This is a genomic window from Segatella hominis, from assembly GCF_019249725.2.
In the GTDB taxonomy this organism is placed as follows: Bacteria; Bacteroidota; Bacteroidia; order Bacteroidales; family Bacteroidaceae; genus Prevotella.
This window is the reverse complement of record NZ_CP137559.1, coordinates 3,513,900-3,539,231: the sequence shown is the minus strand read 5'-3', so window position 1 is coordinate 3,539,231 and position 25,332 is coordinate 3,513,900. Positions and strand designations below refer to the sequence as shown.

Annotated in this window: 23 protein-coding genes and 5 tRNA genes; 1 reads left to right on the top strand and 27 read right to left on the bottom strand. The window is 44.3% G+C overall.

Annotation, left to right across the window (positions count from 1 at the left end; genetic code table 11):
* Positions 1–3 precede the first annotated feature (3 nt).
* From rplB to KUA50_RS14235, 27 genes are all read right to left on the bottom strand, one after another.
* The gene (gene rplB / locus KUA50_RS14365) at positions 4–831 is read right to left on the bottom strand and encodes a 50S ribosomal protein L2 (RefSeq protein ID WP_089543925.1); all 828 of its coding nucleotides are present in this window, start codon (positions 829–831) and stop codon (positions 4–6) included.
* An 8-nt stretch (positions 832–839) separates the two neighbouring features.
* A complete protein-coding gene (gene rplW / locus KUA50_RS14360; protein ID WP_118116730.1) occupies positions 840–1,133 on the bottom strand; it encodes a 50S ribosomal protein L23 in 294 nt (97 codons plus the stop codon).
* Positions 1,134–1,150: 17 nt separating this feature from the next.
* The gene (gene rplD / locus KUA50_RS14355; protein ID WP_118116732.1) at positions 1,151–1,780 is read right to left on the bottom strand and encodes a 50S ribosomal protein L4; all 630 of its coding nucleotides are present in this window, start codon (positions 1,778–1,780) and stop codon (positions 1,151–1,153) included.
* Complete coding sequence (gene rplC, locus KUA50_RS14350) at positions 1,780–2,394, bottom strand: 50S ribosomal protein L3 (protein WP_118116734.1); 615 nt, start codon at positions 2,392–2,394, stop codon at positions 1,780–1,782. Before rplC ends, rplD begins: the two co-directional genes overlap by 1 nt.
* Positions 2,395–2,414: 20 nt before the next feature.
* Positions 2,415–2,720, bottom strand: coding sequence for a 30S ribosomal protein S10 (gene rpsJ / locus KUA50_RS14345; RefSeq protein ID WP_006283658.1), 306 nt, complete (start codon positions 2,718–2,720; stop codon positions 2,415–2,417).
* Positions 2,721–2,831: 111 nt separating this feature from the next.
* On the bottom strand, positions 2,832–4,946 hold the full coding sequence (gene fusA / locus KUA50_RS14340; RefSeq protein ID WP_218457701.1) for an elongation factor G: 2,115 nt from the start codon (positions 4,944–4,946) through the stop codon (positions 2,832–2,834).
* A 24-nt stretch (positions 4,947–4,970) separates the two neighbouring features.
* Positions 4,971–5,447, bottom strand: a complete 477-nt coding sequence (rpsG, locus tag KUA50_RS14335; RefSeq protein ID WP_022110377.1) for a 30S ribosomal protein S7 — start codon at positions 5,445–5,447, stop codon at positions 4,971–4,973.
* 180 nt (positions 5,448–5,627) lie between these two features.
* The gene (gene rpsL / locus KUA50_RS14330) at positions 5,628–6,008 is read right to left on the bottom strand and encodes a 30S ribosomal protein S12 (protein WP_022110378.1); all 381 of its coding nucleotides are present in this window, start codon (positions 6,006–6,008) and stop codon (positions 5,628–5,630) included.
* Positions 6,009–6,346: 338 nt separating this feature from the next.
* Complete coding sequence (locus tag KUA50_RS14325; RefSeq protein WP_022110379.1) at positions 6,347–6,667, bottom strand: DUF3467 domain-containing protein; 321 nt, start codon at positions 6,665–6,667, stop codon at positions 6,347–6,349.
* Positions 6,668–7,002: 335 nt separating this feature from the next.
* A complete protein-coding gene (gene rpoC, locus KUA50_RS14320; RefSeq protein WP_218457700.1) occupies positions 7,003–11,334 on the bottom strand; it encodes a DNA-directed RNA polymerase subunit beta' in 4,332 nt (1,443 codons plus the stop codon).
* Positions 11,335–11,365: 31 nt separating this feature from the next.
* Positions 11,366–15,178, bottom strand: coding sequence for a DNA-directed RNA polymerase subunit beta (rpoB, locus tag KUA50_RS14315; protein WP_218457699.1), 3,813 nt, complete (start codon positions 15,176–15,178; stop codon positions 11,366–11,368).
* Between the two features lie 108 nt (positions 15,179–15,286).
* The gene (rplL, locus tag KUA50_RS14310; RefSeq protein WP_089543935.1) at positions 15,287–15,664 is read right to left on the bottom strand and encodes a 50S ribosomal protein L7/L12; all 378 of its coding nucleotides are present in this window, start codon (positions 15,662–15,664) and stop codon (positions 15,287–15,289) included.
* A 57-nt stretch (positions 15,665–15,721) separates the two neighbouring features.
* On the bottom strand, positions 15,722–16,240 hold the full coding sequence (gene rplJ, locus KUA50_RS14305) for a 50S ribosomal protein L10 (RefSeq protein ID WP_218457698.1): 519 nt from the start codon (positions 16,238–16,240) through the stop codon (positions 15,722–15,724).
* A gap of 18 nt (positions 16,241–16,258) precedes the next feature.
* Entirely contained in the window at positions 16,259–16,951 is a 693-nt protein-coding gene (rplA, locus tag KUA50_RS14300) for a 50S ribosomal protein L1 (protein ID WP_218457697.1), read from the bottom strand.
* A gap of 21 nt (positions 16,952–16,972) precedes the next feature.
* Entirely contained in the window at positions 16,973–17,413 is a 441-nt protein-coding gene (gene rplK / locus KUA50_RS14295; protein ID WP_118116751.1) for a 50S ribosomal protein L11, read from the bottom strand.
* Between the two features lie 58 nt (positions 17,414–17,471).
* Positions 17,472–18,014, bottom strand: a complete 543-nt coding sequence (gene nusG / locus KUA50_RS14290) for a transcription termination/antitermination protein NusG (RefSeq protein WP_118116754.1) — start codon at positions 18,012–18,014, stop codon at positions 17,472–17,474.
* Positions 18,015–18,026: 12 nt separating this feature from the next.
* A complete protein-coding gene (secE, locus tag KUA50_RS14285; protein ID WP_118116756.1) occupies positions 18,027–18,215 on the bottom strand; it encodes a preprotein translocase subunit SecE in 189 nt (62 codons plus the stop codon).
* Between the two features lie 16 nt (positions 18,216–18,231).
* Positions 18,232–18,304 (bottom strand) — tRNA-Trp (locus KUA50_RS14280).
* A gap of 58 nt (positions 18,305–18,362) precedes the next feature.
* Positions 18,363–19,559, bottom strand: coding sequence for an elongation factor Tu (tuf, locus tag KUA50_RS14275; RefSeq protein WP_118116758.1), 1,197 nt, complete (start codon positions 19,557–19,559; stop codon positions 18,363–18,365).
* Positions 19,560–19,630: 71 nt separating this feature from the next.
* Positions 19,631–19,702, bottom strand: a tRNA-Thr gene (locus KUA50_RS14270).
* A gap of 14 nt (positions 19,703–19,716) precedes the next feature.
* Positions 19,717–19,789: transfer RNA gene (locus tag KUA50_RS14265), tRNA-Gly, on the bottom strand.
* A gap of 13 nt (positions 19,790–19,802) precedes the next feature.
* Positions 19,803–19,884: transfer RNA gene (locus KUA50_RS14260), tRNA-Tyr, on the bottom strand.
* A gap of 14 nt (positions 19,885–19,898) precedes the next feature.
* Positions 19,899–19,972 (bottom strand) — tRNA-Thr (locus KUA50_RS14255).
* Positions 19,973–20,071: 99 nt separating this feature from the next.
* Positions 20,072–20,371, bottom strand: coding sequence for a ribosome hibernation-promoting factor, HPF/YfiA family (gene hpf, locus KUA50_RS14250; protein WP_022110492.1), 300 nt, complete (start codon positions 20,369–20,371; stop codon positions 20,072–20,074).
* A 22-nt stretch (positions 20,372–20,393) separates the two neighbouring features.
* Positions 20,394–21,275: a tyrosine-type recombinase/integrase gene (locus tag KUA50_RS14245; RefSeq protein WP_218457708.1), complete on the bottom strand. Its 882-nt coding sequence runs from the start codon at positions 21,273–21,275 to the stop codon at positions 20,394–20,396.
* A 140-nt stretch (positions 21,276–21,415) separates the two neighbouring features.
* On the bottom strand, positions 21,416–21,607 hold the full coding sequence (gene rpsU / locus KUA50_RS14240; RefSeq protein ID WP_006848852.1) for a 30S ribosomal protein S21: 192 nt from the start codon (positions 21,605–21,607) through the stop codon (positions 21,416–21,418).
* 225 nt (positions 21,608–21,832) lie between these two features.
* Positions 21,833–23,638, bottom strand: a complete 1,806-nt coding sequence (locus tag KUA50_RS14235; RefSeq protein WP_218457696.1) for an aminopeptidase P family protein — start codon at positions 23,636–23,638, stop codon at positions 21,833–21,835.
* A gap of 570 nt (positions 23,639–24,208) precedes the next feature.
* Between KUA50_RS14235 and KUA50_RS14230 the strand changes: the two genes are divergently transcribed.
* A complete protein-coding gene (locus KUA50_RS14230) occupies positions 24,209–25,201 on the top strand; it encodes a malate dehydrogenase (RefSeq protein ID WP_118116762.1) in 993 nt (330 codons plus the stop codon).
* The last annotated feature ends 131 nt before the right edge of the window (positions 25,202–25,332 follow it).

Here is a 25,332-nt window from a genome sequence, read left to right as displayed (position 1 = left end):
TCTTTATTTTTTGTTAGCTCTTTCAATAATATACTTGTTAGAAAGCTTCTTAGGTGCGCGAGTCTTAAGACCCTTAGCGTACAAGCCCTTACGTGAACGTGGGTGACCACCACTCTGGCGACCTTCACCACCACCCATTGGGTGATCAACAGGGTTCATAACAACACCACGGTTGTGAGGACGACGTCCCAACCAGCGTGAGCGACCAGCCTTACCAGACTGTTCAAGAGCGTGGTCAGAATTACCTACACTACCTACAGTAGCTTTACAAGCACTCAAGATCTGGCGTGTTTCACCAGAAGGGAGCTTAATTACACAATAACTGCCCTCACGAGAAGTCAACTGAGCAAAATTACCAGCCGAACGAACCAACAAAGCACCCTGACCAGGACGCAACTCAATGTTGTGGATCACTGTACCAACAGGGATGTTTGCCAAAGGAAGACAGTTACCGATTTCAGGAGCAGCTTCTGCACCTGACATCAAAGTAGCGCCTACCTGAAGTCCGTTAGGAGCAATAATGTAACGTTTTTCACCATCAGCATAGTAAAGCAATGCGATACGAGCAGAACGATTAGGATCGTACTCGATTGTTTTAACAACTGCTGGAACACCATCTTTCTCACGTTTGAAGTCGATTAAACGATACTTCTGCTTATGACCACCACCAATGTAGCGAACGGTCATTTTACCGGTGTTGTTTCGACCACCGGTAGAACGCTTACCGTAAACGAGAGACTTCTCTGGCACGGATGCAGTAATATCCTCGAACGTGCCAATAACTTTGTGTCTTTGACCCGGAGTAACCGGTTTTAATTTACGTACTGCCATTTTTTATTTTAAATATTGCTGTAAAAATCAATTGTTTCGCCCTCTTTCAGAGTAACGATTGCCTTCTTGAACGCATTCTTCTGGCCCTTAACAAGACCTGCCTTAGTATAACGAGCAGAGCGCTTGCCTGAGTAACGCAGAGTGTTTACGTCAACTACTGTAACATTATACAGACTTTCAACTTCCTTCTTAATCTCGAGCTTATTAGCCTCAGGACGAACAACGAAGCCATAGCGGTTAGGCTGCTTGTCTGTAATCTTGGTCATCTTCTCAGTAACCAATGGTTTGATAATAAATGCCATATTCTAATATCTCCTTTTTACTTTGTTAAGATTTGGTCGATTGTCTCAAGCGACTTTTCAGTAATCACTACAACATCAGCATTCAAAATTTTGTACGAATTGACGTTAGATGCGAGAATAACCTCAGAGCGCTGTAAGTTACGAGCAGACAAATATACGTTTTTATTTGATTCTGGCAAAACGAAGAGTACCTTTTTGCCCTCGATTTTAAGATTCTTAAGAACACTTAAGAATTCTTTAGTCTTTGGAGCCTCAAAAGTGAAATCTTCCAACATCACGATAGAGTTCTCCTGAGCCTTGTAAGACAGAGCAGACTTACGAGCAAGAATCTTTACTTTCTTATTCAATTTGAAGCGATAATCACGTGGCTTAGGACCAAAAACGCGAGCACCACCTACGAGTACAGGTGAGTTAATATCACCACGGCGAGCACCACCGCCGCCCTTCTGGCGACCAAGCTTACGAGTAGAACCACTCATCTCGCTTCTCTCCTTGGACTTAGCTGTACCCTGACGCTGGTTAGCGAGATACTGCTTTACGTCGAGATAGAGAACGTGATCGTTAGGCTCAATACCGAAGATTGCATCATTAAGAGCTACCTTACGGCCGGTCTCCTGACCTTTGATATCTAATACGCTAACTTCCATTATTTCTCAATTAAAACAGTTGAACCTTTGCATCCAGCGAAAGAACCCTTCACGATAAGAAGATTCTGCTCTGGAATAACCTTTAACACCTGAAGGTTCTGAGTAGTAACTCTGTCACCTCCCATTTGGCCGCCCATGCGCATACCCTTGAATACCTTAGCTGGGTAAGAACATGCACCAATAGATCCCGGCTTACGAGCGCGGTCATCCTGACCGTGAGTAGACTGACCTACACCACCGAATCCGTGACGCTTAACAACGCCCTGGAAGCCTTTACCCTTTGATGTACCGATTACATCAACGAACTTGCAGTCGTTGAAGATTTCAACTGTAATGGTGTCACCGAGGTTGTACTCCTCATCAAACTTGAACTCGGCCAAGTGCTTCTTAGGTGTTGTGCCTGCCTTTTTGAAGATTCCCATCATAGGCTGAGAAGTTCTCTTCTCCTTAGCCTCGCCGAAACCTAACTGATAAGCCTTGTAACCATCCTTCTCTACAGTTTTAACCTGGGTTACAACACAAGGACCTACTTCGATAACAGTGCACGGAATATTCTTACCGTCGGCACTGAAAACGGATGTCATTCCGATTTTTTTTCCAATTAATCCTGGCATTTCAATTTAAATTTAAATAATTAGACTTTGATTTCTACTTCTACACCACTTGGCAATTCAAGCTTCATCAAGGCATCAACTGTCTTAGCTGTTGAGCTGTAGATGTCGATGAGACGCTTGAAATCTGAGAGCTGGAACTGCTCGCGAGACTTCTTGTTAACGAAAGTACTGCGGTTTACAGTAAAAATACGCTTGTGTGTTGGCAATGGAATAGGACCGCTAACGATAGCACCTGTTGCCTTAACAGCCTTCACAATCTTCTCAGCTGACTTGTCAACCAACTGGTGGTCGTAAGACTTCAGCTTAATTCTGATTTTCTGACTCATTTTTAAAATTAAGTTATTATTATATGAATTATTTAGTCTAATGGAAGAAGAGGTACGCTGCTTAAGAGTCATTCGCTAAGCAGCGCCTCATCTTACCGTTATTTCTTTTTATTAAAGGAGTTCTGCGTGACCCTTAACCTCCTCCAACACTGCCTTAGCAATTGTTGAAGAAAGAGGTGCGTGATGATCGTACTCCATAGAACTTGTTGCACGACCAGAAGTGATAGTACGCAAAGCTGTTACATAACCGAACATTTCAGCCAATGGAACCATTGCCTTTACAATGCGAGCACCGCTACGACCTTCTTCCATACCCTGAACGAGACCACGGCGCTTGTTCAAGTCACCGATTACGTCACCCATGTTCTCTTCTGGAGTAACAACCTCCACCTTCATGATAGGCTCCATCAAAACTGGACCTGCCTTAGGGCAAAGAACCTTGAAAGCCTGATGTGCTACCAACTCGAATGACAACTGGTCAGAGTCAACTGGGTGGAAGCTACCATCGGTCAAAGTTACCTTCAAACCTGTCATTGGGAAGCCACCGAGTACACCATTTGACAAGCAATCAGCGAAGCCCTTCTGTACAGATGGGATGAATTCCTTAGGAACGTTACCACCCTTAACTTCGTTGATGAACTGTAAGTCGCCTTCCTTGTAATCCTCATCCTTAGGACCGATGGTTACATCGATACAAGCGAACTTACCACGACCACCAGACTGCTTCTTGTAAGTCTCACGGCTCTGAGCTGTCTTAGTAATAGCCTCCTTGTAGTTAACCTGAGGCTTACCCTGGTTACATTCAACCTTGAACTCACGCTTCAAACGGTCGATGATGATATCCAAGTGGAGCTCACCCATACCAGAGATGATAGTCTGACCGCTCTGCTCGTCTGTACGAACTGTGAAGGTTGGGTCCTCTTCAGCCAACTTAGCGAGACCATTGTCCATCTTAGCGATGTCAGCCTGGCTTTTTGGCTCAACTGCAATAGAGATCACAGTATCAGGGAATGTCATAGACTCCAATACGATTGGGTGATCCTCATCACAGAGTGTATCACCAGTACGGATATCCTTGAAACCTACACCTGCACCGATATCACCTGCGTCGATAGACTCCATAGGAATTTCCTGCTTAGAGTTCATCTGGAACAGACGGCTGATACGCTCGCGCTTGCCAGAACGTGGATTGTAAACATAAGAACCTGCAACAACCTTACCAGAGTAAACGCGGAAGAATACCAAGCGGCCCATGAATGGGTCAGTAGCAATCTTAAATGCGAGAGCAGATGTTGGCTCATCCTCAGATGGCTTACGATCCTCTTCCTCCTCTGTATCAGGGTTAGTACCGATGATATTTGGAGTATCCATTGGTGAAGGCAAGAATGCACAAACATAGTCAAGCAAAGGCTGAACACCCTTGTTCTTATAAGAAGAACCGAGCAACATTGGGCAGCACTCCATAGCACAGCAACCCTTACGGATAGCAGCGAGGATTTTCTCCTCAGGAATATCCTGACCATCGAGATAGAGTTCCATCACTTCGTCATCGAAGTTAGCAGCACCCTCAAGAAGCTTATCACGCCACTCAGCAGCCTCATCAGCCAAGTCAGCAGGGATTTCCTCTACGTCATACTCAGCACCCATAGTCTCATCGTGCCAAAGGATAGCCTTCATCTTAATCAGGTCAACTACACCCTTGAAGTTTTCCTCAGCACCAATAGGAATCTGAATAGCAATTGGATTAGCACCCAAGATATCCTTCATCTGCTGAACTGTCTCGAAGAAGTTAGCACCAGAACGGTCCATCTTGTTTACATAACCGATACGAGGTACATTGTACTTATCAGCCTGGCGCCATACAGTCTCTGACTGAGGCTGAACACCGTCAGCAGCAGAATATGTAGCAACAGCACCATCAAGTACACGGAGAGAACGCTCAACCTCAGCAGTGAAGTCAACGTGTCCCGGAGTATCAATCAAGTTAATCTTATAAGACTTACCAAGATAGTTCCAGTTACAAGTAGTAGCTGCAGAAGTGATAGTAATACCACGCTCCTGCTCCTGGGCCATCCAGTCCATAGTTGCAGCACCATCGTGTACCTCACCGATCTTATGAGTCTTACCTGTATAGAACAAGATACGCTCAGATGTTGTTGTCTTACCGGCATCGATGTGCGCCATGATACCGATGTTACGTGTCAAATGTAAATCGCGATTTGCCATTTTCTTATATACCTATTAATTAAATTAGAATCTGAAGTGAGCAAATGCACGGTTAGCCTCAGCCATACGATGCATATCCTCCTTACGCTTAAATGCACCACCCTGGTTGTTGTAAGCATCCATAATCTCAGCAGCCAACTTATCTGCCATAGTCTTACCACCACGCTTACGAGCGAATATAATAAGATTCTTCATAGAGATACTTTCCTTACGATCAGGACGAATTTCAGTAGGAACCTGGAACGTAGCACCACCGATACGACGACTCTTAACCTCTACCTGAGGAGTGATGTTATCGAGTGCCTGCTTCCAAATTTCAAGTGCAGACTTCTCCTCGTTAGCCATCTTAGCCTTAACGGTATCCAATGCATTATAGAAAATTTCATATGATGTATTCTTCTTACCATCATACATCAAGTGATTAACGAACTTTGAGACCTTCTGGTCGTTGAAGACTGGATCTGGGAGGATCACACGCTTCTTTGGTTTTGCTTTTCTCATTTTTAATTGAAAAATTTTAAATTCTGCGGAGGCTGTTTACTGTTCTTCAACGTTCGCACCCGAACATTTACTCAACCTATTTACTTCTCCAGCAAAACGTTTTGAATAAAAATAATGTTTTTACCTAAACTCCCAACCTTCTCCGATCGTGAGTTTTCGGTTTTGTCTAAATTTTAAGAATTACTTCTTAGCCTTTGGACGCTTAGCACCGTACTTAGAACGACGCTGTGTACGATTTGCAACACCTGCAGTATCAAGAGTACCACGAACGATGTGATAACGTACACCTGGAAGGTCTTTAACACGACCGCCACGAACCAACACGATTGAGTGCTCCTGCAAATTATGACCCTCTCCTGGGATGTAAGAGTTAACCTCTTTAGAGTTTGTCAAACGAACACGAGCAACCTTACGCATTGCTGAATTAGGCTTCTTAGGAGTAGTGGTATAAACACGAACACAAACACCACGGCGCTGAGGACATGAATCCAAAGCAGGTGACTTGCTCTTGTCAACCAAAACCTGTCTGCCTTTTCTTACCAATTGTGAAATAGTAGGCATAATTAAACTTTTTAATTTATATATTATTTTTTGTTATTATCTACCAATTTTCGAAAAAGCCACTTCGTCGGTGCCTTTTTCGGGGTGCAAAGTTACGATTTTTCCTTTAAACCACCTAATTTATCTAAAAGCAAATTTCACGCAGCTTTGATTTTTAACTAAATATAACTTTTCTATATTAAAATTAAAAAGCAAATAGGTAAAAATAAATATTTTGTAGCGTTTGTTACAATGTAATTAGAGCTTTTCTATAGTATGCCAGTTTGGTTATTACAACTCTGTTAATATCAGTTTTTTATTGGCTAATTTAGTATAAGGAAGTATGCTACATCAAAGAGTTAAGCTTCACCCTTTGGAATCTTGAATGGAGCAATTGGCTCTTCAGGTGCCTGTGGCAACTTGATTGTACCAAAAGCCTGTTCAAAATTATAGATATTACTCTGCAGAGCCTGCAACAAACGCTTAGCATGTTCTGGAGCCATAATCACGCGACTCTTAATTTGTGGCTGTGGCATACCTGGCAATGCGCAAGCAAAGTCTAAGATGAAATCTGAAGTAGAGTGAGTGATGAGCGCCAAATTAGAATATGTGCCCTCAGCTACTTCAGGATTAATACCCATTTGAAACTGGTTCTGATTGTCTTTCTTATTATCTTCCATATTTCTTTAAGTTTATAAGGTAAAACATTTAATTAACGGATGCAAACTTACACAAAAAATCTGATATGAGCAAACTTTTTTGCTATTTTTTAAAGAAAGACAGAAATAAGAAGCGAAACAAATGAGAATAGAAACTACAAATTTCAGAGGATCAAAGGTTAAACATCAAAGGTCAAAAGCAAATTTCACTTAGAATAGAAACCAAAGATTATATAATAAAAATGGGTATATCATTGCTGACATACCCATTTTATTATATATATATACATTATTATATATGTATATAGAAATCTATTTACTGTTATCTCCTATTTATATATAGAAGTCAAGTAGCATTAATCACCAATAGAAGGATCAGTATAGTCGAGCACATTCTTTCTGTTGGCCTGCATACGCTCATATTCTTCCTTAGAGCCTACGATAAGCTTATCCCACTGACGAAGACCAGTACCTGCAGGAATCAAGTGACCACAGATCACATTCTCCTTCATACCCTCGAGATAATCTACCTTACCACGGATAGCAGCCTCATTCAAAACCTTAGTAGTCTCCTGGAATGATGCAGCACTCATGAAGCTTTTAGTACCGAGAGCGGCACGGGTGATACCCTGAAGAATCTGAGTAGATGTAGCAGACACTGCATCACGCACCTGAACAAGTTTCTTATCACGGCGCTTCAATGCAGAGTTCTCATCACGCAACTTACGGGCTGTAATAATTTGACCTGGCTTGAGATTCTCGCTATCACCGGCATCGGTAACAACTTTCTTACCCCAGATACGATCATTCTCTTCAGCAAAGTCGAGTTTATCTACCAACTCCTGCTCAAGGAATGTAGTATCACCTGGATCGTCGATACGAACCTTACGCATCATCTGGCGCACAACAACCTCGAAGTGCTTATCGTTGATAGCAACACCCTGAAGACGATATACGTCCTGGATCTGGTTTACGATATACTCCTGAACGGCAGTAGGACCCATAATAGCAAGGATATCGCCTGGAGTTACACTACCATCAGACAAAGGAGTACCTGCGCGTACGGCATCGTGCTCCTGTACCAGGATCTGCTTAGAAAGAGATACGAGATACTTCTTCTGGTCGCCAGTCTTGGAAGTTACGATAATCTCACGGTTACCACGTTTTACCTTACCCATAGTTACCTCACCATCGATTTCTGAAACGACAGCAGGGTTGGATGGATTACGTGCCTCAAGCAACTCGGTTACACGTGGAAGACCACCGGTAATATCGCCGGCACCACCTACGGCACGTGGAATCTTAACCAAAACCTCACCTGTCTTGATAGTCTGACCATCCTCAATAGCCAAGTGACCACCTACAGGGAAGTTGTAAGTACCAAGAACCTCACCGTTAGCATCGATGACATCACAAGATGGAACCATTGCCTTATTCTTAGAGTCGGTGATAATCTTCTCTTCAAGACCAGTAGTTTCATCGACCTCAGCACGATAAGTAGCATCTTTCTGTACATCATTGAATTTCAATGTACCAGCATACTGGCTCACGATTACGGCGTTGAATGGATCCCACTTAGCAATGACAGTACCCTTTTCTACGATCTCACCTTCTTTATGATAGAGAGAAGAACCATAAGGTACATTCAATGTAGAAAGGATGATATTTGTATTAGGATCTACGAAACGGATTTCTGCAAGGTGGCTTACAACCTTCTCGCAATTAATATCGTTTCCTTCCTCATCTTCCTCTACGAATGGAACAGTGCTCAACTCGTCGAATTCGATACGTGCCTTGTTCTTTGCCTCAATCTTAGCATTAGCTGCAGCGTTGGAAGCAATACCACCGGCGTGGAATGTACGGAGAGTCAACTGAGTACCTGGCTCACCGATAGCCTGTGCAGCGATGACACCCACAGCCTCACCCAACTGTACCATACGAGCAGTAGCCAAGTTGCGGCCGTAGCACTTCATGCAGACACCCTTCTTGCTTTCGCAAGTGAGCACAGAGCGGATTTCTACACTCTCGATAGGAGAGTCCTCGATTGCCTTAGCCTTAGCTTCGGTAATCTGGTCACCAGCAGCAACAATCAATTCGCCAGTTGTAGGGTGAATTACATCATGTACAGATACACGACCCAAGATACGCTCATAGAGAGAAGAGATGACCTCATCGCCATTCTTCAAAGCTGTGCAAACCAAACCGCGCAATGTACCACAATCCTCCTCAGTAATGATCACATCATGAGAAACGTCTACAAGACGACGGGTGAGGTAACCAGCATCGGCTGTCTTCATTGCGGTATCAGCAAGACCTTTACGGGCACCGTGAGAAGCGATAAAGTACTCCAACACAGACATACCCTCCTTAAAGTTGGAAAGGATAGGGTTTTCAATGATCTGCGCACCTTCAGCACCAGCCTTCTGAGGCTTAGCCATCAAACCACGCATACCAGACAACTGCTTAATCTGATCCTTAGAACCACGGGCTCCGGAATCAAGCATCATATACACAGCGTTGAATCCCTGGTCTGCCTCGGTCATTTCCTTCATCAGGATATTACCCAAGTCGGTGTTAACGTGAGTCCAAGTATCAATAACCTGGTTGTAACGCTCCTTGTTGGTAATGAAACCCATATTATAGTTGTTGGTGATTTCCTCAATCTCCTTCTGACCTCTTGATACGATTTCCTCCTTCTCTGGTGGGATAATGATATCACCAAGGTTAAATGAAAGACCTGCGACATAAGCCATGCGGTAACCCAGGTTCTTGATACCATCAAGGAATTCACAAGCCTGTGCCATACCCACACTCTTGATTACGTCAGAAATCAGGCCACGCAATGTCTTCTTTGAGATGACATCATTGAAGAAACCTACCTCTTCTGGAATAATCTGGTTGACGATCACACGACCTACAGATGTTTCCACCATACGCTTCTGTGGCTTGCCATCTACAACATCGTTAACGATTACCTTAACCAGAGAGTGAAGATCGCAACGACCTTCATTACGGGCAATCAGAGCCTCTTCCGGACCGTAGAATGTCAAACCTTCACCCTTAGCACCTGGGCGGATCTTAGTAATATAGTAAAGACCGAGCACCATATCCTGAGAAGGAACGGTGATAGGCGCACCATTGGCAGGGTTCAAGATGTTGTGGCTCTGGAGCATCAGAATCTGTGCCTCCAATACTGCCTCATTGCTCAATGGAAGGTGAACAGCCATCTGGTCACCATCGAAGTCGGCGTTGAACGCAGTACAAGCCAATGGGTGTAACTGGATAGCCTTACCCTCAATCATCTTAGGCTGGAAAGCCTGGATACCAAGACGGTGAAGTGTCGGAGCACGGTTCAGCATAACCGGATGACCCTTCATCACGTTCTCCAGGATATCCCAGATAACAGGTTCGCGACGGTCAACAATCTTCTTGGCACTCTTAACTGTCTTTACAATACCACGCTCTATCAACTTACGGATAATGAATGGTTTGTAAAGTTCAGCAGCCATCAACTTAGGAAGACCGCACTCACCCATCTTCAACTCAGGACCTACGACGATTACGGAACGTGCAGAGTAGTCAACACGCTTACCGAGGAGGTTTTGACGGAAACGACCCTGCTTACCCTTCAAAGAGTCAGAGAGTGATTTCAATGGACGGTTACTCTCGCTCTTCACAGCAGAACTCTTGCGTGAGTTGTCAAACAAGCTGTCCACAGCCTCCTGCAACATACGCTTCTCATTACGGAGAATTACCTCAGGAGCCTTGATTTCTACGAGTCGCTTCAAACGATTGTTACGGATGATAACACGACGGTAGAGGTCGTTCAAGTCAGAAGTAGCGAAACGGCCACCATCAAGCGGAACCAACGGACGGAGTTCAGGAGGAGTCACAGGAATCACCTTCATGATCATCCACTCTGGCTTGTTGATGCCCTTGCTTGCACGGAAGCCCTCTACTACCTGAAGACGCTTCAAAGCCTCAGTCTTACGCTGTTGGCTTGAATCGTTGTTGGCATGATCGCGAAGCTCGTAAGACAAGCTGTCGAGATCAATGTTCTGAAGCAGTTCATAGATTGCCTCAGCACCCATCTTGGCAACAAACTTGTTAGGATCGTCATCTGAAAGATACTCATTTTCAGGATCCAGATGATTGTCAAGGATATCAATATACTCTTCCTCTGTGAGGAGGTCGAGCTTATGAGAGCCGTTGATTTCGAGACCGTCAGCATCAGTTTTTCCTTCCAGTGCACCTGGACGGATCACTACATACTTCTCATAGTAGATGACAGCATCCAGTTTCTTGGTAGGCATACCCAGTAGGTAACCTATCTTATTAGGAAGGGAACGGAAATACCAGATATGAGCAACAGGTACGACGAGTTCGATGTGACCAGCACGCTCACGGCGCACCTTCTTCTCAGTCACCTCTACACCGCATCGGTCGCAGACGATTCCCTTGTAGCGGATACGCTTGTACTTGCCGCAGGCGCACTCATAGTCCTTGGTAGGACCAAAGATGCGCTCGCAGAACAAGCCGTCACGTTCCGGCTTATATGTACGATAATTAATGGTTTCAGGCTTAGTCACCTCACCATACGAATTTTCCAAAATCTCCTCTGGAGAAGCGAGACCGATGGTAATCTTCGTAAAATTATTCTTTACCTTTGTATCTTTTTTGAAAGCCATGTTTCTATATCTAAATTAGGGGTTCTCAAAATTAATCAAGTTTGATGCTCAATCCAAGACCACGAAGCTCATGGAGCAATACATTGAGAGACTCAGGAATGCCAGGTGTTGGCATTGGGTCGCCCTTCACGATTGCCTCGTATGCCTTGCTACGTCCTACAACGTCATCCGACTTGATAGTCAGAATCTCCTGCAATACGTGGCTTGCACCGAATGCCTCGATGGCCCAAACCTCCATCTCTCCGAAACGCTGACCACCAAACTGTGCTTTACCACCAAGTGGCTGCTGAGTAATCAGAGAGTAAGGACCGATAGAACGAGCGTGCATCTTGTCTTCTACCATGTGACCCAACTTCAAGAAGTAAGTCATACCTACGGTAGCTGGCTGATCGAACCTCTCACCTGTCTCACCATCATAGAGGTAAGTAGAGCAGAAACGAGGCAGACCAGCCTTGTCTGTCCATACAGAGAGGTCCTCAAGATGAGCACCGTCGAAGATAGGAGTAGCAAACTTCACGCCCAGCTTCTTACCAGCTGCACCCAGAATACACTCGAAGATCTGACCCAGGTTCATACGAGAAGGCACACCCAATGGGTTCAATACCATATCTACAGGACGACCATCCTCCATGAATGGCATATCCTCAAGACGTACCACCTTAGAAACGATACCCTTATTACCATGGCGACCGGCAAGCTTATCACCTACCTGAATCTTACGCTTCTTGGCGATATAAACCTTAGCCATCTGAAGAATACCTGATGGAAGTTCATCACCGATAGTAATAGCAAACTTGCGACGCTTCAACTCAGCATCCAGCTGCTTGTACTTGCGGATGAAGTTCATAATCAGCTTCTGGATCAAGCTGTTGGCATGCTCATCGTCAGTCCAGTTGTTAGACTGTACACCGTCATATTCGAGGTTCTTCAGAGCAGTTGTAGTAAACTTAGAACCCTTAGTGATAATCTCAGCACCAGAATAGTCTTTCACACCCTGAGAAACCTTGCCCTCAGTCAATGTGAGCAACTTATCTACGAGGATATCCTTCAAGTCCTCACCCTTTGCCTCATATTCCTCGTCGATTTTAGCGAGAATTATCTTATCCTGCTTCTTAGATTCGCGAGTCTTGATAGCACGAGAGAACATCTTCTTGTCGATGACAATACCGCTCAGAGAAGGGTTAGCCTTCAATGAAGAATCCTTCACATCACCAGCCTTGTCACCAAAGATAGCACGGAGCAATTTCTCTTCAGGAGAAGGATCACTCTCGCCCTTAGGTGAAATCTTACCAATCATGATGTCACCTGGCACGATACGAGCACCAACACGTACTACACCATTGTCATCCAGATCCTTAGTAGCTTCCTCACTTACGTTTGGAATATCGCTGGTAAATTCCTCAACGCCACGCTTAGTCTCACGCACGTCGAGAGAATACTCATCTACGTGAACGGATGTCAATACGTCATCACGAACCATGCGCTCTGAGATAACGACAGCATCCTCATAGTTGTAACCCTTCCAAGGAATATAAGCCACAAGCAGGTTACGACCCAATGCCAACTCACCATTCTCTGTAGCATAACCCTCTGTCAAGATATCACCCTTCTTCACGCGCTGACCCTTGTTACAGATAGGGCGCAAGTCGATGGTCATATTCTGGTTGGTACGGCGGAACTTAGGAATGCGGTACTCCTTGAGTGCAGGCTCGAAGCTTACAAACTCCTCGTCCTCTGTACGGTCGTAGAGAATACGAATAGTTGTAGCATCTACATATTCGATAACACCCTCGCCCTCAGCAGTAATCATCGTACGTGAATCCTCACATACCTGCTTCTCAAGACCAGTACCTACGATAGGAGCATCATTGTGAAGCAATGGAACTGCCTGGCGCATCATGTTACATCCCATCAAAGCACGGTGACCATCATCATGCTCCAAAAAAGGAATCAAACCTGCAGATACAGAAGCAATCTGCTGTGGAGATACGTCCACGTAATCTACATTATCTGGAGTTACAACAGGATAATCGGCATCCTGACGGCACTTTACAACGTCTCGAATGAAAGCACCATCCTCTGTCAGAGGTGCATTACCCTGTCCGATAATCTTTTCTTCTTCGTCCTCAGCTGTCAGGTAAACTACATCCTCGTTTGCCATATCCACCTTGCTGTCTCTAACCTTACGGTAAGGAGTTACGATGAAGCCGAGGTCATTAATCTTGGCATACATACAAAGTGAAGAAATCAAACCGATGTTTGGACCTTCAGGACTCTCAATAGGACAAAGACGACCATAGTGAGTATAGTGTACGTCACGAACCTCGAAACCGGCACGCTCACGAGACAAACCTCCAGGACCTAAGGCTGAAAGACGACGCTTGTGAGTAACCTCTGCCAATGGGTTGGTCTGATCCATGAACTGTGACAATGGGTTGGTACCAAAGAAAGAATTGATCACGCTGGAGATAGTCTTTGCGTTAATCAGATCAGTTGGAGTAAACACCTCGTTGTCACGTACATTCATACGCTCACGGATAGTGCGACTCATACGAGCCAAACCTATAGAGAACTGATTAGCCAACTGCTCACCTACTGTGCGTACACGGCGGTTAGACAAGTGGTCGATGTCATCGACAGTAGCACTTGAATTAATCAGCTGAATCAGATATTTGATAATTTCGATGATATCATCTTTAGTCAAGACACGAACATCCATATCGGTATCGAGTCCCAACTTCTTGTTGATACGGTAACGACCAACCTCTCCCAAGTCATAACGCTTGTCAGAGAAGAAAAGGTTCTGGAATACCTCGCGTGCACTAGCATCATCAGCAGGATCAGCATTACGCAGCTGGCGGTAGATGTAGTTCACAGCCTCCTTCTCAGAGTTACTTGGGTCCTTTGCCAAAGTATTGAAGATGATAGTGAACTTGTTGGCAGCCTCCTCATCCTTGTGGAGAAGCACAGTAGAAGCACCACTTTCGAGGATTTCTTCTACATTTTCCTCAGTAAGTTCAGTCTCACGCTCCATGATTACCTCGTTACGCTCGATAGATACAACTTCACCAGTATCCTCATCCACGAAGTCCTCATTCCAGCTCTTCAAAACACGAGCAGCAAGTCTCTTGCCGATAGCAGCCTTCATGTTCTTCTTGTTCACCTTCACTTCCTCAGCGAGGTCGAAGATCTGAAGGATATCCTTATCCTGCTCATAACCGATGGCACGGAGCAAAGTAGTTACAGGCAACTTCTTCTTACGGTCGATATAGGCATACATGACGTTGTTGATGTCAGTAGCAAACTCAATCCAGCTACCCTTGAATGGGATGATACGTGCAGAATAGAGCACAGTACCATTGGCGTGAACACCCTGACCGAAGAAAACGCCAGGAGAGCGGTGCAACTGAGAAACGACAACACGCTCAGCACCATTGATCACGAAAGTACCATTATCAGTCATGTAAGGTATAGTACCCAAAAATACATCCTGGATAAAAGTACCGAAATCCTCATGGTCAGGATCCGTACAATACAGCTTCATTTTAGCCTTCAAAGGTACGCTATATGTAAGACCTCTCTCCAGGCACTCATCGATAGAATAGCGAGGAGGGTCAATATAGTAATCCAAGAACTCAAGAACGAAATTATTACGCGTATCGGTGATAGGGAAGTTCTCAGAGAACACCTTAAACAAACCGTCATTCTTGCGTTCCTCAGGCGGAGTATCCAACTGTAAGAAGTCTTTAAAAGACTTTAACTGCACATCGAGGAAATCCGGATATGGGTACGGATTATGAACGCTGGCAAAATTTACTCTGTTATCAACAATTTTTGTAGCCATTAGAAGTATTAAATGGTTTTATTAACATTATAAGAAAAGACACAAAAAGGTTAGGACTCGCCTACTGGGAGAATCCTAACCATTATGTAAGAGATGTAATTAATCTAATTACTTGAGCTCTACCTTAGCACCAGCCTCTTCGATAGCCTTCTTAAGGTTCTCAGCCTCGTCCTTAGATACACCCTCCTTGATAGTAGAAGGAGCACCGTCTACGAGATCCTTAGCCTCTTTCAAACCGAGACCACAAGCCTCCTTAACAGCCTTAACAACCTGGAGCTTAGCGCCACCAACCTCAGCGAGGACTACGTCGAAAGAAGACTTTTCCTCAGCTGCAGCTGCACCACCAGCAGCAGGACCAGCAGCTACAGCTACAGCTGCAGCAGCAGGCTCAATACCATACTCGTCCTTGAGGACTGTTGCCAACTCATTAACTTCCTTAACAGTAAGATTTACTAACTCTTCTGCAATAGCTTTAATATCTGCCATTTTTATTCTAAATTTTAATTTTATTTATACTATGAAATGATATAACATTGTGATTGATTACTCAGGACGCTCGCCCAATGTCTTAAGCACACCGTGAATAGTGTTGCCTCCTGATTGAAGAGCAGAAATAACGTTCTTTGCTGGAGACTGGAGCAAAGCAACAATCTCTGCAATAACCTCGCTCTTGCTCTTGATTGCTGAAAGTTCAGCGAGTTTGTCAGCACCTACATAGACGCCTTCCTCAGCATAAGCAGCCTTGAGAGCTGGAATGCCATCCTTCTCGTATTCCTTCAACAACTTAGCTGGTACGTTAGCCACGTTAGTGAACATAACTGCTGTAGTACCCTTCAAGCTTCCATAAAGTTCAGAGAAATCGATGTCTGAAGCCTCGAATGCCTTGTGAAGCAAGGTGTTCTTAACAACAACCATCTTGATTTCATTCTGGAAGCACTTGCGACGAAGTGCACTTGTCTTCTCAGCGTTCAATCCTGTAAGATCTACAAGATAGAAGTGAGGAAACTCCTGAAGCTTCTGTCCAAGTTCGGTGATAATAGTATCTTTAACTTCTTTCTTCATTTTACAAAACTTTTAGAGTTATTCAACTGATTTAGGATCAATCTTGATACCCTTACTCATAGTGCTAGAAATAAAGATACTCTTGATATATGTACCTTTAGCAGCAGCAGGCTTCAACTTGATAACTGTATTGATGAACTCCTTAGCATTTCCGTAGATCTGCTCAGGTGTCATGCTAACCTTACCGATTGAAGTGTGGATAATACCAGCCTTATCAACCTTAAAGTCAATCTTACCTTGTTTAACTTCCTTAACTGCCTTAGCAACATCCATAGTTACAGTGCCACTCTTAGGGTTAGGCATCAAACCGCGAGGACCGAGAACACGACCCAAAGGACCGATCTTACCCATGCAAGAAGGCATAGTGATGATAACATCAATATCTGTCCAACCACCCTTAATTTTCTCAACATATTCGTCGAGACCTACGTAGTCAGCACCTGCTTCCTTAGCAGCAGCTTCCTGATCAGGAGTACAGAGAGCGAGCACACGTGTTACCTTACCAGTACCATTTGGCAGTGAAACAACACCGCGAACCATCTGGTTAGCCTTACGTGGGTCAACACCTAAGCGTACATCGATATCGAGAGATGCATCAAACTTGGTTGTGGTAATTTCCTTAACCAACTCTGCAGCCTCTTTCAAAGTGTATGCCTTCCCTGCTTCAACCTTATCAGCTACTGATTTTTGATTTTTTGTCAGTTTACTCATTTTTCTAATTGAAGTTTTAAATTATTTACCAGGGAAGTCCCCTTTTACAGTAATACCCATACTTCTAGCAGTACCAGCGATGAGCTTCATAGCTGATTCAACAGTAAAGCAATTCAAGTCCTTCATCTTATCCTCAGCGATAGTCTTTACCTGATCCCAAGTAATAGTAGCTACCTTCTGACGGTTTGGTTGAGCAGAACCTGATTTAACTTTAGCAGCTTCTTTCAACTGTACTGCAGCAGGAGGAGTTTTGATTACGAAATCGAATGACTTGTCAGTGTAGTATGTGATAACGACTGGCAACACTTTACCTGCTTTATCCTGGGTGCGGGCGTTGAACTCCTTGCAGAATCCCATAATATTAATACCTTTAGAACCCAGTGCAGGTCCAACTGGAGGTGAAGGATTTGCAGCGCCACCTTTAATCTGTAATTTGATTAATCCAGCAACTTCTTTAGCCATTTCTTTGTTAATATTTAAAATTGAAACTTATAAAGGAGAATGTGTCCGTAACGGCACATTATTCCTTTTCTACTTGCGTATAATTTAACTCTAACGGAGTTTTACGTCCGAAGATCTTAACCATCACCTTCAGCTTATGCTTCTCGGCGTTTACCTCTTCGATAACACCACTGAAACCGCTGAATGGACCATCTGTTACCTTCACAGTCTCATCAACTGCGTATGGCACATCAAGATTTTCTTCAAACTCTGTCTCCTCTGCTGTACCCAACATACGATTGATATCAGACTGAGGAACAGGTGTTGGCTCATCCAAACCTCCAAGGAAACCTAAAACATTAGGCATGAAACGCAGCGTGTGCGCAACATCACCTTTCAGTTTAGCTTCAACAAAAACGTAACCTGGAAGAGAAACCTTCTCTTTAACTACACGTTTACCATTGCGCACAGTTGCATGTTTTTCCACAGGAATCAGAATCTGTGAAACATGAGCTGCGAGCAAATCGTTGTGCTTCATTTCAGCCTCGATGTATTCTTTCACCTTAGCTTCCTTACCGCTTACGGCTTTCAGCACATACCATTTATTACCTGTTGCTGCCATTTCCTATAAAAATTAACCTGGATAAACAACGCCCATGAGAGCCCTAAAAATAGAGTCCATTGCGAACACCACTAATGCAATGACAAGGGAAGCAGATAATACAACCATTGCACTGTGAGTAAGTTCGGCACGAGTTGGCCAAGTAGTCTTATGCGCAAGTTCATCGTAACATGCCTTGCAATAATTTACTATCTTATTCATATTATCTTCTTATTAGCACGGGTTGAAGGGCTCGAACCCTCGACACCTGGTTTTGGAGACCAGTGCTCTACCAACTGAGCTAAACCCGTAAGTAACTCCCACTTCCGCAGAAGCGGGAGTCTTTATTTAGTAAATAGAGTATTCTAATTACTTAATGTCGTCAAGAATTGCTGTGATCTGACCAGAACCTACTGTACGACCACCCTCACGGATAGCGAAACGAAGACCCTCGTTCAAAGCAACCTTGTAGATCAATTCAACCTCGATCTCAACGTTATCACCTGGCATTACCATCTCAACTCCCTCTGGAAGCTTGATTTCACCAGTACAGTCCATTGTACGGAGGTAGAACTGTGGACGATATTTGTTACCGAATGGAGTGTGACGACCACCCTCTTCCTTCTTCAATACATAGATAGAAGCCTTGAAGTGATCGTGAGGAGTAATAGCACCTGGGTGTACGACTACCATACCACGCTTAACCTCAGCCTTATCGATACCACGGAGAAGCAAACCTACGTTATCACCTGCCTCACCCTCAGCGAGTACCTTGCGGAACATCTCAACACCAGTGATGACAGACTTCTTGTCCTCACCAAGACCGAGCAACTGAACTTCGTCACCAACCTTGCAACGACCAGTCTCGATACGACCTGTAGCAACAGTACCACGACCTGTGATTGAGAATACGTCCTCGATAGGCATCAAGAATGGCTTATCAACCTCACGCTCAGGCTCCTGAATCCACTCGTCAACTGTATCCATCAAAGTCTCAACAGACTTAACCCACTTCTCAACACCATTCAAAGCACCGAGAGCAGAACCACGGATGATAGGAGTATCCTCTTCGTAACCATACTGCTCAAGGATCTCATGAACTTCCATTTCAACGAGTTCGAGCATCTCCTCATCGTCAACCATATCGCACTTATTCAAGAAAACAACCAAGCGAGGTACGTTTACCTGACGTGCAAGAAGTACGTGCTCACGTGTCTGTGGCATAGGACCGTCAGTAGCAGCAACTACCAAGATAGCACCATCCATCTGAGCAGCACCAGTAACCATGTTCTTTACATAGTCAGCGTGACCCGGACAGTCAACGTGTGCATAGTGACGCTTTGCAGTTTCATACTCGATGTGAGCAGAGTTGATGGTGATACCACGCTCTTTCTCCTCAGGAGCATTATCAATCTGATCGAATGACTTAACTGCCTCAGATGTACCGAGCTTCTCGTTCAATACCTTAGAGATAGCAGCGGTCAGAGTAGTCTTACCATGGTCAACATGACCAATTGTACCAATGTTAACATGCGGTTTGGTACGCACGAATTCTTCTTTAGCCATAGCTTTTCTTTTTATTTATATAAATGAATAATCTGTTCCTCTACCATCCTTAGAAAACTACCGAACGATAGAGCTGTAACTGAGAGTTGAACTCAGGACCTCTTCCTTACCAAGGAAGTGCTCTACCACTGAGCTATTACAGCAAGTTAATAAATTGAGCGGAAAACGGGGCTCAAACCCGCGACCCCCAGCTTGGAAGGCTAGTGCTCTATCAACTGAGCTATTTCCGCAAGTCAAAAGAAGTGGGTGGTGATGGATTCGAACCACCGAAGGCATAGCCAGCAGATTTACAGTCTGCCCCATTTGGCCACTCTGGTAACCACCCTTTTCTTTTTCTTGAGCCTCTTGTCGGATTCGAACCAACGACCCCGAGATTACAAATCACGTGCTCTGGCCAACTGAGCTAAAGAGGCAATCTTTACAGCCGTAATACGACTGATTTTCCACCTATCGGAAAACGGCTGCAAAGATACAACATTATTTTGAATCTACAAAATTTTTTTCGACTTTTTTTATCGATTGCGCATTTTTTCTTTAAATTTTGTCAATTGAACCTTCATAGAATCCACTGCCTGGTCAATTCCCTCTTCAAATGTATCGCATGTCTTCTCAACAAATAGTTTCGATCCAGGAACTGCGATTTCCAGGTGAACTTCCTTATTCAAGGCTGTGGCAGGTTTTACGACCTTTAATTGCACCTCTACTTTCTGTATATCTTCGTAAGTTTTTTCTAACTTGGCGATTTTCTTCTCGATAAACGCCTGTAACTTCTCGGTAGCATCGAAATGAATCGACTGAATTTTAATTTCCATAGTGACCTCCAATTTTAAAAGGTTATGCCCTTGGATGGGCTTCTGTATAAACTCGCTTCAACTGCTCGAAGGTGGTATGCGTATAGATCTCCGTGGTGGAGAGCCGGGCATGCCCGAGCAATCTTTTCAAACTTTCTATTCCTGCGTCATGATTCAGCATCGCCGTAGCAAATGTATGTCTCAAGACGTGTGGACTTTTCTTTTTCAACGAGCATACTCTTGATAAGCACTCCTTCACGATGTCTCTTACTTTGGCAGACGTCATTCTTTTTCCCTTATCTGAAAGGAACAAGGCTGGAGATTGACTCTCCACGGTCTGATTGCGCAAGCGAATATACGCTTGGAGGGTTTCATCAAGCTCGTTTCCGAAAGGTACGATGCGCTGCTTGTTGCCCTTGCCGGTAATCTTGATTTCGTGGTTCACAAAACTGATCGCCTCATCATCAAGTCCTACCAATTCCGATAATCTCATACCTGTTTCATAGAATGTCATTATAATAGTACGCGCACGCACGCTATCATAATCTTCACCCCATTTCTGCCTGTCCAGAAGTTCATTCACCTCGCTCTCTTTCAAGAACTGCGGTAAAGGTTTCTCCTTTTTGGGCGTCAGAATGCTATGTGCTGGATCAGTATCTACATAATGCCTTGCCAATGCATACCGGTAGAAAGTGCGAACTGCACTCAGCCGGCGACCGACAGATGATGCCTTATTGCCTTTATCCATCATAGCCTCCATCCAGTTACGGATAATATCGGAGTCAATGGTCTCCCAAGTGAGGGAGTCTGACAGATTCTGGAAGTATGTCTCAAAGGCCCGAAGGTCTTCCGCATAGCTGTCTATTGTCATTTGCGAGCGATTCATCTCGCATTTCAAATAGTCCAAAAATCCATCAATATTCAACATAACGCTACTCGTATTCTTTTTACGGCAACGAAATTAAGGAAATTATTTCAAACTACCAAATTTTTTGAGGATTTTTTAATCTTTCTGCCAAACTTTGAGGATATTCTCGAGGAAAATCCTCAAAGATGGCGGTAAAATTACTCCTCGTTAGCGCGCAACTGCTGTACGTAGATGGCGTGTTCCATCTTGAGACGCTTCAAAACAGATGGCTTGTCATACTGCTGACGAGCGCGAAGCTCCTTAACAACACCTGTCTTTTCAAACTTTCTCTTAAACTTCTTGAGAGCTCTCTCGATGTTCTCACCGTCCTTAACTGGTACAATAATCATTTTTTTTGCTTTTAATTTATTATGTTAAACTTATAATTTCTGAGCGAAAAGGGCACGATGCCACAATTTGCGGGTGCAAAATTACATCTTATTTATCAAATAACCAAGATTTTAGCCGACTTTTTGCGCAAAATCGTTTATTTTGTGGCATTTAGCCCATTTTCATCCTCTCTAAAACTTCATTTTCTGCTGAAAATCATGCTTTTAGATACAGGAGTACAACTTTTATCTGCCGGAAGACTTCACTCTATCCACCGGACGAGTTGCTTCCCTCAACCATTCCAGGTCTTCGCCTTCGAGATAAGGAGAAAGCTTTTCAAAAACATCACGATGATAGGTATCGAGCCATTCGATTTCTTCTGGCTGAAGCATGCTGAAATCTACCGGAGTCAGGTCGATAGGACAAAGCGTGAGGGATTCCATCTGCAGGAATTTGCCGAATTCCGTCGTCTGATAGTCTTTTATCAATAATGTATTCTCGATTCTCACTCCGAATTTGCCTGAAAGATAGAGGCCCGGCTCATCGGTCACGGTCATGCCGGCACGCAAAGGAGTTGGCTTCCATTCCATACGGATTTGGTGAGGACCTTCGTGTACACTGAGATAAGACCCCACTCCATGTCCCGTACCGTGCAGATAATTATACCCCTCGCGCCACATGCATTCCCTGGCCAGAGCATCCAGTTGAGTGCCCGATGCGCCATCAGGGAATTTGGCGAGTTCCAGTTGGATATGTCCTTTCAGCACCAGCGTATAGACGTGCTTCATCTCCTCTGTCACCGGTCCGAGCGCTATCGTACGGGTGATATCGGTGGTTCCATCCTGATATTGTGCTCCGGAATCTATCAGAATCAGACCTTCCGGCTTGAGAGCAACATCTGTTTCAGGCGTCGCCTCATAGTGAACAATGGCGCCATGTGCCTGATAACCGGCTATCGTATCAAAGGAAATATCACGGAAAAGATGCTGCTCTGCACGAAACGAAGTAAGTTTGCGGTCGATGGAAATTTCAGTCTGTCCACCAGCCTCCACAGCCGGTTTGAGCCATCTCAGGAACTTGACCATCGCCACTCCGTCTCTCAGCATTGCCTGTCGGAAACCCGCGATTTCCCTATCATTTTTCTGTGCTTTCATCGCTGGAACAGGTGAATTTCCTGCAATAATCTCCTTACATTTCACGGTTTTCCACAGAAAATAGCTGGTTTCATCGCCATCCAGAAGGATATTATACTCGGAATATCGCTCCAATCCTTCAGCCATCTTATTATATGGATAGAGCAAAATGCCGTTTTCAGTCAGATAAGCCTTCACCTCGTCATTGATTTTAGCTGAATCCACATAGAGCGAAACCTGCTGGGAGGAGATGAGAAGATAACTGACGAAGACAGGCACACAATGAACATCTGTGCCACGGAGATTGAGTGTCCAGGCGATATCATCGAGCGCAGAAATGAGCATTCCGTCGGCATGACGCTGGCGGAGAGCAGTCCGGATGCGGGAAATCTTGGAAGCAACGGATTCTCCTGCAAATTCCATCGGCTGAATTTCTACAGGATTGGCTGGGATGGCAGGACGATCTGTCCAAATCAGCCCCAACGGGTCTAAATTGGTTCTCACCGTGATGCCGCCCGACTTCCGAAGATCGGCTATCAGCCCCATCGTTTCGTGATAGGAATTTACCATACCATCGAGGCCCACTTCTGCATTTTCGCCCTGCAATTCCTGAGCAAGCCATTCAGAAATAGTAGGAGTACCCTCAATTTTCAGCTTCATCAACAGGAATTCCGTACCCTTCAACTGCTCCTCGGCAGCCAGGAAATAACGAGAATCAGTCCACAAAGCAGCTGATTTCATCGTAACCACCGCCGTTCCGGCAGAGCCGTTGAATCCGGAAATCCAAGTCCTACCCTGCCAATGATCGGCCACATATTCGCTCTGATGAGCGTCTGTACTTGGGAAAATAAAGGCAGAAAGATGCTCTCGGCGCATCACTTCCCTCAAACTTTCCAATCTCTGATTGATTTCATTCATAATTTTATCTCTATTATATCTTAATTTGCATCTGATTATATCTCTATCATATCCTAATTTGCGTCTGATTAAATCTCTGTCATACATCTTAGTTTGCATCTGATTAAATCTCAGCGATATCTTCATCTCTGAGATTCCATTCTGAGCATTTTACACCTTATTATATATATAGGGAAAGGAAGCATCAGAAGAATCGCCCCAAAGGCGCAGAAAGAATCATCAAAATAATCCAGTAGAATCTTCGAAAACGACCGAAAGATCCGATAAGAACTTCAGGAGTGTGATCGAAACGACTGAAAGATTCGATAAAAACCAGCCGGAAGCAGGAATTTTTCTTTCCATCAGAACGCATTTTGCTAATTAGAGATTACAAAGATAATAATTTTAAGAATTAACAACAAATTTAAGCGCAAATAAATGCACGTTTTACATTACTTTTTAGTAATTTTGCGGTCGGAAAAGAAAAATGAAGGTAAATATACTTTCAGATAGGTTCCACACCTCTCAAAGAGGGATTTCAGCAGTTAAGAAAAAGAATTTATAAACAACTTAATATAAAAAATTGTAGTTATGGAATTTTTAACTAATGACAAGCTTTTGATCGTCGGTGCCGGCGGTATGATTGGTTCTAACATGGTTCAGAGCGCTTTGATGCTCGGTCTTACTCCAAACATTTGTCTCTACGATATCTACGAGCCAGGTGTTCACGGTGTATTCGATGAGATTCAGCAGTGTGCATTCCCAGGCGTTAACGTAACTTATACTGTTAACCCAGAGGAGGCTTTCACTGGTGCTAAATATATCATTTCTTCAGGCGGTGCTCCTCGTAAGGAGGGTATGACTCGTGAGGACCTCCTCAAGGGTAACTGCAAGATTGCAGCAGAGTTCGGTGACAACATCAAGAAGTACTGCCCAGAGGTAGAGCACGTAGTTGTTATCTTCAACCCAGCTGACGTTACAGCTTTGACAGCATTGATCCACTCAGGTTTGAAGCCAAACCAGTTGACATCACTCGCAGCTCTCGACTCTACTCGTTTGCAGCAGGCTTTGGCCCTCGAGTTCGGTGTACAGCAGGATAAGGTAACTGGCGCTCACACTTATGGTGGTCACGGCGAGCAGATGGCTGTATTCGCTTCTCAGGTTAAGGTTGACGGCAAGCCATTGTCAGAGATGGGTCTTTCTGACGAGCGTTGGGAGGAGATCAAGCACCACACAGTACAGGGTGGTTCTAACATCATCAAGCTCCGTGGCCGTTCTTCATTCCAGAGCCCAGCTTACAATGCAGTGAAGATGATCGAGGCTGCTATGGGTGGTGAGAAGTTCACATTGCCTGCTGGCTGCTATGTAAACCACGACAAGCTCGGTTTCAAGAACGTAATGATGGCTATGCCTACTACTATCGACAAGACTGGCGTTCACTTCACAGAGCCTACAGGTACTGAGGAAGAGCTTGCAAGCCTCGCTAAGTCTTACGAGCACCTTTGCAAGATGCGCGATGAGATCGTAGAGCTTGGTATCGTTCCTCCAGTAGCTGAGTGGAAAGAGATGAACCCTAACTTGTAATTCTTCTTCTTAGAATTTTTATAAGTGAATGAGATAGGGCTGAATTGTGAGATGATTTCTTGCGATTCAGCCTTTTTCTTTATTCCTTAAAGAAACTGTCATTACTGTATCTGTCATTACTATCATCAGCT